The sequence below is a fragment of the Treponema vincentii genome, from assembly GCF_018336815.1.
In the GTDB taxonomy this organism is placed as follows: Bacteria; Spirochaetota; Spirochaetia; order Treponematales; family Treponemataceae; genus Treponema.
The window spans coordinates 1,535,590-1,549,908 of the sequence record NZ_CP050497.1 but is presented as its reverse complement, the minus strand read 5'-3'; the positions used below and the strand labels follow the sequence as shown (position 1 = coordinate 1,549,908).

The following is a 14,319-nucleotide window of genomic DNA, read 5'->3' as shown; positions in this document are numbered from 1 at the left end:
AATTTAGCCGTATACATAAAGGGGCGTCAGCTGCCCCAAAATCTCATTATAATCGCGGTACGCCTGTTCATATTCGCAAACTGCGCTACCCGGTTCCGCCGATTTTTCTTTGCTCAACTGAATGTGTTCAGCGCAAAGGCTCTTTATCCGCTCAGGTGTACCACCTTCAAGACACCACAGCGCTTGTACGGCTGCGCCCATTGCGGCAGCTTCTTCCGATACGGGAACGCTGACCGGCACATTCATAATATCAGCGGCGATTTGCCTCCATAAGGGACTTTTTGCGCCGCCTCCTATAAGCCGTATTTCTTTCGGTTCAAAACCCAATTTTTTAAAGACGTCCAAGCCTCCTTTCAGGGCGAAGACAGCGCTTTCCATTGCGGCGCGGCAGATGTTTTCCTTATTCGAATTTGTCATCGTAAGACCGGTGATGCTTGCCCTTCCTTTCGGTAAATTCGGTGTACGCTCTCCGTTAAAAAAAGGAAGAACCCGTACTCCTTGAGCGCCCGGCTCAGCTGCTGCGGCAAGACGGTTGAACTCGGTTACCGGTAAGCCGAAGAGAGAACGGATTTGTTCGGTTGCAACCGTGCAGTTCATCGTACACAAAAGCGGAAGCCATCCGCCCGTTGAGGAACAAAAGCCTGATAAACCGTGTTCGGGGTCGGCGATGGGCTTGTCCGAATAACCGTAGAGCGTTCCCGACGTCCCCATACTCATCGTTAAAAAGCCGTCGCTGACCGTCCCCGTCCCGATTGCCCCCATCATATTATCCCCGCCGCCGGAAGAAACCGGAATACCTTCAGGAATCCCTAAAAGACCGGCGGCTTTCTGCGATACCGTTCCGGCTTTTGTATCCGAAGCGATAAGAGGCGCAAGTAAATCGTATAAGCCTTCATCGATAAGAGAACAGAGCGTGCGCGACCATCTGCGTTTTGCAGGATTAAACAGCGCTGTCCCCGAGGCGTCTCCGGCTTCCATAACATAGCTTCCGGTTAGTACGTAATTGATGTAATCATGCGGAAGCAAAATAGAGCGCACGTTTTTCCATGCGTTGGGAAAATGTTTTTTTAACCACAATATCTTGGGAGCAGTGAAGCCGGGTAACATGAGGTTGCCGACTTCTTTTATAACTTCGGCATTCCCCCCTGCTTTATCGGTTAAGATGCGGCATTCTTCAGCGGTTGACGTATCGTTCCACAGTTTTACGTTATAAAGAGCTAATCCGTCTTTATCAAGAGGGACAAAGCCATGCTGCTGACCGGAGACGCCGACGGCCTGTATCTGCGAACGCAATTCACACGGAAGTTTTTCAAAGACGCTTTTTAATGCCGCATCGTACCATTCGGTTTTTTGTTCGCGGGTTCCGTCCTCTTTGGAAATCAAGTCCAAAGGACAGGATGCTTGTGCGACAATACGTTTTTGTTCGTAATCGTATAAAACCGCTTTTAAACTTTGCGTTCCTAAATCAATACCGGCAACTATGTTCATATTTCCCCTGTCCTCTTTGGTACTCATTTACAATCTGTTTTTACGGATTAGACTGAACTTTTTTCACGGCGTTTTGAAAGGACATCAAAAGCAACCGCCGCTAAAAGTACAAGTCCCTTTACCGCCTTCTGCCAGTTCGAGTCTATACCTAAAATGGACATTCCGTTGTTCAAAACACCCATAAAAATAGCTCCGACAACCGCTCCTCCGACCGTTCCCGTTCCGCCGTATGCCGATGCTCCTCCGATAAAACATGAACCGATCGCATCGAGTTCATAATTCATACCGGCCGTAGGCGCTGCCGAATTAAAACGGCCGACACAAACCAGAGCGGCAAGGGCTGAAAGAAATCCCATATTTACATATACAAAAAACAACGCTTTATTTGTATCAATACCCGACAGCTTAGCGGCTCGCTCGTTACCGCCCATCGCATATAAATACCTGCCCGGTACCGTATTTTGAGTAATGTAGGTATAGACAAGAACAACAACGGTTAAAAGAATTAAAATCACCGGTATTCCTTTATGGCGACCGAGCAGTGTTGCTAAAAACAATACAATTGCAGGAATCAGAATAATGCGTATAAGAAATATTCCGAAGCTTTCAGTTGAATATGCTTTTTGTTTTTTTTGTATACGTTGCACAATTTCCTTTACAATGAAAATGAGACAGCATAAAATTGCCGTTCCGACTGTTACGGAAAATATCAATCCTTTATCCTTTGTTATCGGAATAAAGCCGGTAAAATAACGTAAATAATTTTCCGGAAACGGCGACAAAGTTAAACCGTTAAGAATAATTAAGGCAACGCCTCTCCATAAAAGCATACCTGCCAATGTTACAATAAATGCCGGGATGCGTATGTATGCAATCCAAAAGCCGTGCCATGCCCCGATTGCCGTACCGGCCAATAAACATAAAATCATCACGACATATATATTCCAATGTAAAAGAATAATTAAATGGGCAGCTAATGCCCCGATAAGTGCGACAATTGAACCGATCGATAAATCGATATTGCCGCCGCTGAGAATACAGAGCAGCATTCCGGTTGCTAAAATAACAACATAAGAGTTTTGACTTATAATATTTGAAATATTTGTCGGGGCAAATAAGGAACCGCTGTCTGCAAAACTGATCAGGGCATGAAATAAAATCATCAATGCAATGAGCGCTATAAACATTGTGTTTTTTTTCAATATATTCTTAATCGAAAGAGTATTAAGCATGATTTGTGTTCTCCTTTTTCGTTTGGACGATACAAGCCATTATTGCTTCTTGTGAAGCTTCTTCCCGCGGAATTTCTCCCACAATTTTACCCTCATTCATAACATAAATCCTGTCGCACATACCTAAAATTTCCGGCAATTCCGAAGAAATCATCAATACGGATTTTCCTTCTGCAGCCAAGCGGTTTATTATGCAGTAAATTTCATATTTTGCGCCCACATCTATACCGCGCGTTGGTTCATCGAGGATCAGCACTTCGGGTTCGGCAAAAATCCATTTGCCGAGTAACACTTTTTGCTGATTCCCTCCCGATAAATTTACTACGGATTGTTCTATTCCCGTACATTTTGTTTTGAGTTGTTCAACACATTCCCGTGCAGCCTCATGTTCTTTATCGATTTGGATAACATTGCGGCGGCTTACTTTCCGTATATTTGCTAAAGTCGTATTTTTGCAAATGCTTGTATGTAAAATTAAGCCGTTGCCCTTTCTGTCTTCCGTTACGTATGCCACTCCGTGTTTTATTGCATCTTTTACGGTTTTAAGCCGGACTTCCTTCCCGTTTATAAAAATCCGTCCGCGGATATTCGCGCCGTAGGAATGTCCGAATACACTCATTGCAAATTCCGTTCGCCCCGCTCCCATAAGACCGCTTATACCGACAACTTCACCTTTGCGTAAATTAATATTGATATTTTTACATACTTCCCGTTCCGCATACAGAGGATGTTCAACCGTCCAGTCTTTTACTTCAAACCGAATATCCCCTATACAAGGTGTGCGCGGCGGAAAACGTTCCGACAGATTTCTACCGACCATTGCGTTGATTATTAGATCTTCGCTGCAATCATCCGTTTTTTTATCAAAAGTTTTTTATTACAGAGCCGTCTCTGATAACAGTTATTTTGTCCGCAACAAAGGATACCTCATTCAATTTATGTGAGATAATAATTGATGTTATATTTTTCTTTTTAAATTCAAGTAATAAATGTAATAATTTTTGTGAATCCGTTTCGTTTAACGAAGCTGTCGGCTCGTCAAGAATGAGAAACGTAATATTTTTTGCCAAAGCTTTTGCAATTTCAACTAATTGCTGTTTGCCTATTCCGATATCTTTAATCAGCGTCCGTGACGATTCATGCAGCCCTACCGTCCGAAGCAGCGCATCGGCTTTTGCAAAGGTTTTTTCCCAATCAATTTTAAATGATTTTCCTTGCTCGTTTCCCAAAAAAATATTTTCAGCAATACTGAGGTGGGGAACAAGAGCCAATTCCTGATGAATAATGGCGATACCTTTACGTTCACTGTCTTTTACCGAATGAAACGTACACCGTTCGGACTCATATAGTATATCACCGGTATAGGTACCGTAGGGGTAAATGCCGCTTAAAATATTCATCAGTGTTGATTTGCCGGCACCGTTTTCACCTACGAGGGCATGGATTTCACCCCGCGTAATTTTCAGACTGACGTCATTTAGAGCTTTTATACCTGCAAATGTTTTTGTAACATTTTTTATTTCCAACAGCGTTTCCGTCAAAACAGTCTCCATTTTGTTTCCGTATTTAATCGCAATCCAAAAGCAGTGCCGACAGTTAATCGGCACTGTTTAAGTCCTCAGCACAAATCGGTTTTAGTTCTTCAACTGCGCTTCGGTATAATAGCCGCTTTCAACCAATAACTTTTTATAGTTATCGATTGTTGCAAAAACAGGTTCGCACAAAAATGAAGGAATAACTCCGGTACCGTTGTTATATGTTTTTGTGTCGTTAATCGGAGGTTTTGTTCCTTTTACGAGAGCGTCAATCATCTCCGATACTTTACCTGCCAGTGTTCTGGTATCTTTAAATACCGACATACTCTGACGGCCTTTCAACATATTTTTTACCGAAGTAATATCACAGTCCTGTCCCGTAAGCAGCGGGAAGTTTTCCTTCGTGTATCCGGCCGCAACAAGTGCATTGGTAATACCCTGCGCAACGGAATCGTTTGATGATAATACCGCGTGCAGTTTTGTGCCTGTCGGACCGTAACCGTAGGCACTGATCAAATTCTCCATTCTTTTTTGAGCTTCTTCAGTTGACCAGTTGGGTGTTGCAACCTGAGCTTTTTCGGTTTGTCCTGAACGGACGACCAAGACGCCTTTTTTGATGTAAGGATTTAGAATATCCATTGCACCCGGGAAAAAGAAGTTCACATTGTTATCGTCTGTGGGGCCGGTAAATAATTCGATGTATACAGGTTCTTTTGCCGTGTCCAATTTAAGCGTGTCGCGCAGGTAAGCTCCCTGAAATTGACCGACCTTGTAGTTGTCGAATGTTGCATAATAGCGTACCGCATCGCTGTTCATAATAAGTCTGTCATAAGCAATAACGGGAACGCCGTTTTCTTTGGCGGTTTTAAGAACTTCCGTGAGCGATGAACCGTCGATTGCTGCTATAACTATTACTTTGCAGTTTTTAGTCAGCATATTTTCAATTTGAGATGCCTGTACGGCTATATCGTTGTTTGCATATTGCAAATCGACTTTGTAGCCCGATTTTTCCAACAACATTTTAATATTGTCGCCGTCCTGAGTCCATCTCTGCAGATCCTTTGTAGGCATGGAAACGCCTATTCTGGGTGCTTCTGACGTTTCTGTTGTGCCCCCCGCAAATAAGGCTCCTATTCCAGTCATAAAGACCATAAGAGCTATACCGATTTTCCGTTTCATACATTCCTCCTAATAAAACATCTAATCGAAAATATCAAACCGTGCTCGAGCACGGTTTTAATTATTCTACAATGCTTTCGACATATTGTCAAGGAAATGTATTGATAATTTATACATTTTGTCCCGAATTACCCTATCGTTTTCCATTCTGATCGTACCGTTTCATTGTCCTTCCTCCTCTCTTTTTCGGCAATTTTAGTACTGCACTTTTATTGTATCACTCCACTTCATGCGTCATCGCAAAAGAATGGAGTAATTTTATAAGCTCATTGTGAGAAAGGGGGCCTAAATATGATATAACAGCGGAGGATATCTCGAGCATTATGGATATAAATTATGTATCGGTTTTATGGGGAAAAAAGATAAAGAGAATAGTGAAATCAGCAGTATAAGAGAAACGCAGTAGATGCGTCGTCTATTTCAAAAGGAGGTTGCGTCTTTTAGGTATATCCTATAGTATGGAACACCGCTAAATTCACAATCGCCCTTTCGGCGACGCACCTATGCGTATCAAAGATGAGCAAAAAAGATGGATATAATCGATTTTATTTACAACATTGTTAAAGACCTCAATTTACCTACCACAATCCTGATATCCTTTGCGCTGATATTGATAAGCGGATTTTTGGTCACTCGATTCACAAAAAAGCTCCAACTGCCGAAGGTAAGCGGCTATATTCTTGCCGGAATATTGATTGGCCCAAGCGGATTGCATTTAATTCACCGGCATTTTATCGTCAACTTGGACGTTATTTCGATTATCGCACTCAGTTTTATCGCTTTTGATATGGGGCGCTACTTTAAACGGAGCGACGGCAGAAAGGAATTCCGGAATGTCGTATTTATCACGCTCTGCGAATCTCTGTTAGCGGGATGCTTGGTTACCGTCGTTATGATCTTTGTCTTTAAAATGAAGCTTTCATTCTCACTCTTACTCGGTGCGATTGCAACCGCGACCGCTCCCGCCAGCACTATTATGACGATAAAGGAATACAATGGAAAAGGCCCGTTTGTCGATCTGCTGTTGCATATCACTGCTTTTGACGATGTTGTTTGTCTTTTTGTGTTCAGTATCATGGTTGCCGTCGTCAATGCACAGGACAGTGCTGTGTTTAATATTATGAGCATTGTGAAGCCGATTGCTCTTAATGCCGCAATGCTGATGTTGGGATTCATGACCGCTCTGTGTATGGAGTTTCTCATTACGGAAAAACGGAGCTTTGACAATCGCCTGATTTTAGCTGTCGCGTTCCTTTTTTTAATTTCCGGCATCTGCTCATACTTCGAGGTAAGCCCGCTGCTTGCCTGTATGGTGTGCGGCGCAGTGTATTACAACCGGACAAATGATAAAACCCTGTTCGACCAAATGAATAATTTTTCTCCTCCGGTGATGAGCAGCTTTTTTATCATCTCCGGTATGAATATGGATCTCACCATTATTGTAACGGCGGGGATTATCGGAGTTGCGTATTTTTGTATCAGGATAATCGGAAAGTACATCGGTGCATACACATCGTGTAAAATGCTGTCACTCGATAAGAAGATAACGGACAATATGGGGTTTGCGCTGATGCCGCAAGCAGGTGTTGCCATCGGGCTTGCATTTATGGGAAAAGCAATGTTGCCGGAAAAAGACGGTCTCATCCTGTTTAACATCATTTTAGCATCTTCGGTGTTATATGAATTAATGGGGCCGGTAACGGCGAAGATAGCGCTGATACGCTCAGGCTCAATTGAACCTCAGACTTTCAAAAATCATTGAAATGATTTACGTTTTACATTATACTGCCTGACAATTACTATGAAAGTCGTTATTCTGTATGAAAAAACGGGAAAAAAAATATCCGAAACCGCCGCTCATATCATTGAATCGCATGAATGTGATGTTGTATATCGCCAAGTCGATACAATTTGGGATAATGGCAGCTATTCTCCCACCGTATTGCTGCATGATGCTTCACATATTTTATTTATTTTTGGTAAGCATACGTCCACGCTCAATCCTGCATTTATTTTCTTTTTAGGTCTTGGTATCGGAAAAAAATTTACCTATCTTAACACTTGGACAAGAAAATGCCGTATCCTTGCCGGAAAGCTGCAAACAATTTATCATTCCTCTGGCGCTTGATCTATTTGAAGATTATTTTATTAAAGAACAACATAATTTCCTACTAGTAGAACGCAAGCGAATTGCCCGCGAACAGTTACTGGATAACGGCTTTCCCTGTTGTGAGTCGAATTTTACAGAAACAGTAGAAGAAGGCAAATACGAAATTGTCCGGCTCTTTTTAGAGGCAGGCTATAATGCTTCGCAGCGAGACACGCGCGGCACCCCGGTACTTTCACTCGCAATTAGAGACTCACATTATGAAATTGCCTCATTACTGCTTGAATATGGAGCAGAGATCAATCTCTGTTCCGAAGACCGTTCCTATTCGGCATTGATGGAAGCTGCTCAAATCGGTGATTTAAAAACCGCAAAATTGCTTCTCTCGAAAAATGCGGATACAAATATTCAGAGCAAGGACGGTCAGACAGCATTAATCTTTGCTGTCGGTAGAAAGGATATCCCTATGGTAAAGCTGCTCATAGAACATCATGCCGATTGGAATATCGCCGACCGGCTGGGCATGTCCGCACTCGGTTATGCAAAACTATTCAATAATAAAGAAATTTTAGAAGCCATGCAGCAGCCTTAGCTGCGTTCCGACACTATCATTATCAATAAACCTGTTTGGAAACTTCCGTTTCTGAACAGGTCTAATGTCCCTCAAGATTATCAGCCGTTCTATTCGGCTAAAAGTGCATTATAAGGTGAATGATTATGAAAGAAAAACTTGAAAGTTTATCGGTTCGTTGGAAAGAATTGGAACAAGAAATACAAGACCCTGCGTTGATTAAAAATCAAAACCGCTATAAGGAAGCGATGCGGGAACACGCCTATCTTTCAAAGCTGATGGAAGAATATACGCAGTATCTCCGGTTGGAGAACGACATCGGGCAAACCCGCGCAATGATGCAGGAAGAAACCGACCATGAGCTGAAAGAGATGGCGCGGGAAGAGCTGCATAACTTAGAAGCTCAGCTGGAGCAAAGCGAGAACAACCTGAAAGTGTTGCTCATTCCACCCGACCCGCTGGAAGAAAAAAACATCATTATGGAAATACGCGGCGGTACCGGCGGAGAAGAGGCGGCGCTCTTTGCAGCGGATCTGTTAAAAATGTACACGCACTATGCGGAACTGAAAAACTGGAAATACGAAATTCTTTCTTCCAACGAAACTGAACTAGGCGGATTTAAAGAAGTAACGCTGTCCATTTCGGGCAAGTATGTGTACGGAAGTCTCCGCTATGAATCGGGTGTGCACCGTGTACAGCGCGTACCGGAAACGGAAGGTTCGGGGCGTATCCACACAAGTGCGGTAACCGTTGCGGTTTTACCCGAAGCGGAGGAAACGGAAATCGTTATCAAGCAGGAAGACTTGCGCATCGATGTTATGCGCGCAGGAGGCCCCGGCGGTCAGTGCGTCAACACCACCGACTCCGCCGTGCGTATTACCCATATTCCGACCGGTCTTGTCGTTATCTGTCAGGATGAAAAGAGCCAGATTAAAAACAAGGCGAAGGCAATGCGCGTATTGCGGAGCCGCCTCTACGATATGGAAGAGGCGAAGAAGCAGTCCGAGCGGGCGGAAGACCGGAAAAATCAAGTCGGTTCGGGAGACCGTTCAGAACGCATCCGCACCTACAACTATCCGCAAAACCGCGTAACAGACCACCGGATTAACCTAACCCTCTACAAGCTCGATGCGATTATGCAAGGGGACCTCAACGAAATTGTCGAAGCACTCTGCATCGCCGCCCGCGAGCAAATGATGAAAGCTCAAGCATAACCGGATGTTTACCGTCGCCGATGCCCGCCGCTACGCTGTCGATTTGTTTATGCAGTCGGCAATACTGAAAACGCAGCCCCGCTCGTCTTTAACGCTCGATGCGGACGTCCTGCTGCAGCACTTCCTCAATAAGCCGCGGGCATGGCTTTTTGCCCATGATGACACCGATATTTCCCCGATACGGGAAGCCTTTTGCATAGCAGCGAAGCGGCGCTGTACCGGTTTACCCATTGCCTATATCACCAGCGAAAAAGACTTTTGGGGGCTTCCCTTTCACGTAAGTCCCGATGTGCTGATCCCCAAGCCCGACACCGAACTGCTGGTAGAGCGGAGCCTCGCTGTCATAAGAGAAAAAACGGCGGCTCTCCGGCAGAATCAAACCTTGTTCATACTCGACCCCTGCACCGGATCGGGCTGCGTGGCAATTTCCATCTTACATACGCTTGAGGAAGAAGGCATTCGGAATATCTGCTGCATTGCTGCCGATATTTCCCCCGCAGCCCTCGCCATAGCCCGCCTCAATGCACAGCGGCTCCTTCCAGCGGAAACTCAAAGGCGGCTTTACATCTTCGAAGGAGATATGCGCGCATTGCCGGAAACCATCATCCGCTTTCAGAAGCTACTGCGATTGGGAGCAAACCGCTGTTCCGAAACCGCCGGAGAAATCTTCTCCCCGCCCCTGCTCCCCAATATTCTCCGCTTCGACCTCATTGCTGCCAATCCGCCGTATGTCCCCTCCGCACTGACGCAAGAACTGCTCAAAGACGGCCGGAATGAACCGGCATTAGCCCTCAACGGCGGCTCCGACGGTCTTGATTTTATACGGATTTTGACAAATAATACCCGTACTGTCCTAAACCGCAACGGCGTCCTGTTAAGCGAGGTAGGAGAATACCATGCCCAAGCCGCCCGTCGGCTCTTTGAAACCGCAGGCTTTTCGGACATCCGTATCCATCAGGATTTAGCAGGCCAAGACAGACTAATCGAAGGCGTATCGGAGCAACCGGGGGTGTCTCAAAAGCCGGTTACTTTTTCGCTATCCCTGACGGGACATTCGGAACGAAGCTGCCGGAAACCGGATGCTCTGAATTAGTTTTTTCGCAGCAACGAAGGAGATACCCGCATATTTGCAAAAGGGGCTTGACATGATAGCAAGTGACGTCATAATCAACTCAGCAACTCAGCAACTCAGCAACTCAGCAACTCAGCAACTCAGCAACTCAGCAACTCAGCAACTCAGCAACTCAGCAACTCAGCAACTCAGCAACTCAGCAACTCAGCACTAGATAGTTTTTCATCATTTTTTCAACGTAAAACTCATCATCTTTTTTTATCAACAAAAACGAAACGGCATCATCTTATCTGCTTTTTTCAGTTGATACACATCATTAACAGTACGTATTACCGCAAAAGCGGAGCAGCGATTTGGTTCGATTCCGGGTAATTTATTCAATTTGTAATGAGTAATGGATAATTGGTAATTGGTAATTGGTAATTGAATTACAAATTACACATTACCAATTACAAATTGATTACGCATTACAAATTACAAATATTGACTATTCAACAATGATAATTTTGGAGGAATATTGCAGATGAAAAATATAAAATTAATGAACGGAAAGCTTTTAAGCGGAATAGCAGCGGTACTGATGCTTGCGGCGTTAGTAGTTGGCTGTAAGCAAACTGTAGATACGCCGGTAGCGGTAACAGGGGTAACGCTGAATAAAACTGCGCTGACGCTTGAGGAAGGAACAACCGAGAAACTGACTGCAAAGGTGAACCCTGAAAACGCAGCGAACAAAAAACTAACGTGGAGTTCCGACAATAAGGAAGTTGCGGAAGTAAATCAAGACGGTACGGTAAGGGCAAAAAAAGTTGGAATAGCTAAAATTACCGTAACAACCGAAGACGGCGGTAAAACAGCTGACTGTACTGTAACGGTAACACCGCCAAAATATCAGATCACTTTTAGTGTGGAAGGCGGGCACGGCACGCTTACAGCAAAGGTGGGCGAGGGAGCAGGCGCAGTCGAGCTCAAGACGGGGGCTCAAGTAGAACAGGGTAAGACCGTAACCTTTACGGCAGTGCCCGAGGCGAACTACACGGTGGAAAAGTGGACGCTTGACGGTGTGCACGCTCCCGAAGCGGGAATCGGCACAACCTACACACTCACCGTAACAAAGCCCGCCATAGTCAAAGTGAGCTTTAAGCACATCAGCCACGAAGTCACTTTTGGCGTAGAGAACACGGAGGCGGGAGTTCAGGGCGGAACGCTCAAGGCAAAGGTCGAAGGCACGGAAGCCGACATAACGGTAAGCCCTGCAAGCGTTGAGCTGCATAAAACCCTCACCTTTACGGCAAAGCCCGACGCTCAGTTTGCCGTAGATGCGTGGCAGGTTTTGCCTGAAACTGCATTGCAATCAGGCGGCACTGCCGGAAGCCCGACGGCAACGGTGGAAGTGAGCGCTGCGGTAACGGTCAAAGTAAAGTTCAAATATGTGGGCAATACGCTCGAGCTTGAAAGCCAAGCCTTTACCAAAGGAAAGACGGAAAGTTTTACCTATAAGCTCGTCAAGGCGGGTTCGGGCAACTACACGGCAGAGCCGGAAGACCCTGCCGTCATAAGCGTGGCTCTTAACGACGCTACGGGCGAGGCGGCGGTGCAGTGCGTGGGCGTAGGAAGCACGCGCATAAAAGTGAAAGACAACTTGAGCGGAAAAGAAGCAGCTTCGGGCATCATCACCGTGCCGGAAGGGGCATTTCTTACCCTCAGCCCCGACAAAAAAGACATCAAAGTTAAGGCAAAAACTAAAGACGGGAATCCTATAAAAGTGACAGGCTGCACCGTAACAACGCTTGCAAACGACAGTGAAACCACACTGAATGCAACGGACACCGCCGTCATACTCGAAGGAAACATCATCGAGCTTGAGCTCTATGAAAATAAACTTACCGCCCTTAACGTGCAAGGGTGTGCCGCATTGCAAAGGCTAATCTGCGGCGACAATCAGCTTGTTTCTCTTAACCTGCAGGGCTTAACCGCTTTGCAAAGATTGGAATGCTACAGCAATAATCTCACAGAGTTTAACGTGCAAGGGTTAACCGCATTGCAAAGGCTGCTCTGCTTCGACAATCAACTTTCTTTACTTAACGTGCAAGACTTAAACGCTTTGCAAAAGTTGGAATGCAACAAGAATAAACTTACCGAGCTTAACGTGCAAGGGTTAACCGCATTGCAAGAGCTGAACTGTGAGAACAATGAGCTTACGTCCCTTAATGTAGAAGGATGTACCGCTTTGAAAGATTTGTACTGCGGCAGCAATCAGCTTACTGACATTGACGTACAAGGCTTGACTGCTTTGGAATTACTGAAGTGTGGCAACAATCGGCTTAGTGCCCTTGATGTACAAGGCTTGACCGCATTGCAATGGCTGAACTGCGAGAACAATGAGCTTACGTCCCTTAACGTGCAAGGCTTAACCGCTTTGATACGTCTGGAGTGCCATCGTAATCAGTTTACCGTCCTTAATGTGCAAGGATTAAGGGATTTGGAATGGCTGCGTTGCTACGGCAACAAGCTGAATGCCAAAGTGATGACAAAACTGTTGAACGATTTACCGGAGCTCCAATCGCTGCACAATCCTTCACTGTGTTTTCTTTACACCGAACAAACGGGCGTAACCGAGGGTAATCACAAGGACTTTACCGCTCCGCCTGAATTGAAAGCCGCTTTTGACAACGCAAAAGACAATAAACACTGGAATATGTATAAAATAAATGAGCATGGGCATGAGGACGAGCTTGAGTAAGGCACCGCCCCAGCAAGAGCTGGGGGCATAAGGGGAATTTGGGGAGGCTTCCCCAAGCCCCGCTTTTAGGGGCGGGAGGAAACTTTTTCGGATAAAAGTTTTTTTAGGGAACCTCTAAAAACCTCAGTTTTTTAGAGGTCTTCCTTAGATTTATTTTGCGAAACTTTGTTGGTAGTACCTCCCCCCTATGTCCCCCTTACAACACAGGAAGGATTGCGCACATTAGGGTAGAAGACAGCGCTCCATCCCCTGCACAACTGGATATCAGCGTTTTTTGTACGGACGGCATAGTCAGTGACTATTCCATTCTTCCATAGACGAGTTGCGGTACAAAACAATCGGCATGGTCAACAAAGTGCTGACGGTTATCTATACCGAACGCAAAACCGTGTAACCGACCACCGGATTAACCTAACCCTCTACAAGCTCGATGCGATTATGCAAGGAGACCTCAACGAAATCGTCGAAGCGCTCTGCATCGCCGCCCGCGAGCAAATGATGAAAGCCCAAGCATAACCGGATGTTTACCGTCGCCGATGCCCGCCGCTACGCCGTCGATTTGTTTATGCAGTCGGCAATACTGAAAACGCAGCCCTCGCCATAGCCCGCCTCAATGCACAGCGGCTCCTGTCGGCTGAAACACAAACCCGGTTGCACATCACCAAAGGAGATATGCACACATTGCCGGAAACCATCGCCCGTGTTAGTGAATCACGCTCTCCATCTTCCCTGCTCCCCAATAATCTCCGTTTCGACCTCATCGCTGCCAATCCGCCGTATGTACCCTCCGCACTGACGCAGGAACTACTCAAAGACGGGCGGAATGAACCGGCATTAGCCCTCGACGGCGGCTCCGACGGTCTTGATTTTATACGGATTTTGACAAATAATACCCGTACTGTCCTAAACCGCAACGGCGTCCTGTTAAGCGAGGTAGGAGAATACCATGCCCAAGCCGCCCGTCGGCTCTTTGAAACCGCAGGCTTTTCGGACATCCGTATCCATCAGGACTTAGCAGGCCAAGACAGACTAATCGAGGGCGTATCGGAGCAACCGAATCAGACAATATAATTCTCATAGCGCACAGTGTAAGAGATCTACTCATTCATGTTATTTCAGAATAAAACAGCTTGTCCCCATCTCTTTTTATGCTATAATAACAAAAGAAAGGCAGGAGAAAT

10 protein-coding genes and 2 pseudogenes are annotated in these 14,319 nt (G+C 45.5%); 8 read left to right on the top strand and 4 right to left on the bottom strand.

Annotated features, from left to right (window positions below):
• Positions 1-3: 3 nt before the first annotated feature.
• From xylB to chvE, 4 genes and pseudogenes are all read right to left on the bottom strand, one after another.
• Positions 4-1,488: a xylulokinase gene (gene xylB, locus GWP40_RS06965; RefSeq protein ID WP_212564740.1), complete on the bottom strand. Its 1,485-nt coding sequence runs from the start codon at positions 1,486-1,488 to the stop codon at positions 4-6.
• Between the two features lie 47 nt (positions 1,489-1,535).
• A complete protein-coding gene (mmsB, locus tag GWP40_RS06960) occupies positions 1,536-2,720 on the bottom strand; it encodes a multiple monosaccharide ABC transporter permease (protein WP_212564739.1) in 1,185 nt (394 codons plus the stop codon).
• A pseudogene (mmsA, locus tag GWP40_RS13595) lies at positions 2,713-4,261 on the bottom strand (multiple monosaccharide ABC transporter ATP-binding protein). The gene mmsB and the pseudogene mmsA overlap by 8 nt, the downstream one beginning before the upstream one ends.
• A 93-nt stretch (positions 4,262-4,354) precedes the next feature.
• Entirely contained in the window at positions 4,355-5,434 is a 1,080-nt protein-coding gene (gene chvE / locus GWP40_RS06950; RefSeq protein WP_212564738.1) for a multiple monosaccharide ABC transporter substrate-binding protein, read from the bottom strand.
• Positions 5,435-5,963: 529 nt separating this feature from the next.
• Here chvE and GWP40_RS06945 point away from each other — a divergent pair.
• The 8 genes and pseudogenes from GWP40_RS06945 to GWP40_RS06915 all read left to right on the top strand — a co-directional run bounded on the left by GWP40_RS06945 (position 5,964) and on the right by GWP40_RS06915 (position 14,209).
• Positions 5,964-7,196: a cation:proton antiporter gene (locus tag GWP40_RS06945; protein ID WP_212564737.1), complete on the top strand. Its 1,233-nt coding sequence runs from the start codon at positions 5,964-5,966 to the stop codon at positions 7,194-7,196.
• A 39-nt stretch (positions 7,197-7,235) separates the two neighbouring features.
• Positions 7,236-7,562, top strand: a complete 327-nt coding sequence (locus GWP40_RS12805) for a hypothetical protein (protein WP_230974311.1) — start codon at positions 7,236-7,238, stop codon at positions 7,560-7,562.
• Positions 7,519-8,133: an ankyrin repeat domain-containing protein gene (locus GWP40_RS06940; RefSeq protein WP_230974310.1), complete on the top strand. Its 615-nt coding sequence runs from the start codon at positions 7,519-7,521 to the stop codon at positions 8,131-8,133. Before GWP40_RS12805 ends, GWP40_RS06940 begins: the two co-directional genes overlap by 44 nt.
• Positions 8,134-8,258: 125 nt before the next feature.
• On the top strand, positions 8,259-9,326 hold the full coding sequence (gene prfA, locus GWP40_RS06935; RefSeq protein ID WP_212564736.1) for a peptide chain release factor 1: 1,068 nt from the start codon (positions 8,259-8,261) through the stop codon (positions 9,324-9,326).
• A 4-nt stretch (positions 9,327-9,330) separates the two neighbouring features.
• On the top strand, positions 9,331-10,419 hold the full coding sequence (gene prmC, locus GWP40_RS06930; protein ID WP_230974309.1) for a peptide chain release factor N(5)-glutamine methyltransferase: 1,089 nt from the start codon (positions 9,331-9,333) through the stop codon (positions 10,417-10,419).
• Positions 10,420-10,921: 502 nt separating this feature from the next.
• Entirely contained in the window at positions 10,922-13,138 is a 2,217-nt protein-coding gene (locus tag GWP40_RS06925; RefSeq protein ID WP_212564735.1) for an Ig-like domain-containing protein, read from the top strand.
• Between the two features lie 381 nt (positions 13,139-13,519).
• A pseudogene (locus GWP40_RS06920) lies at positions 13,520-13,654 on the top strand (peptide chain release factor 1); the annotation flags it as partial.
• A 156-nt stretch (positions 13,655-13,810) separates the two neighbouring features.
• Entirely contained in the window at positions 13,811-14,209 is a 399-nt protein-coding gene (locus GWP40_RS06915; RefSeq protein WP_230974308.1) for a class I SAM-dependent methyltransferase, read from the top strand.
• Positions 14,210-14,319: the final 110 nt, after the last annotated feature.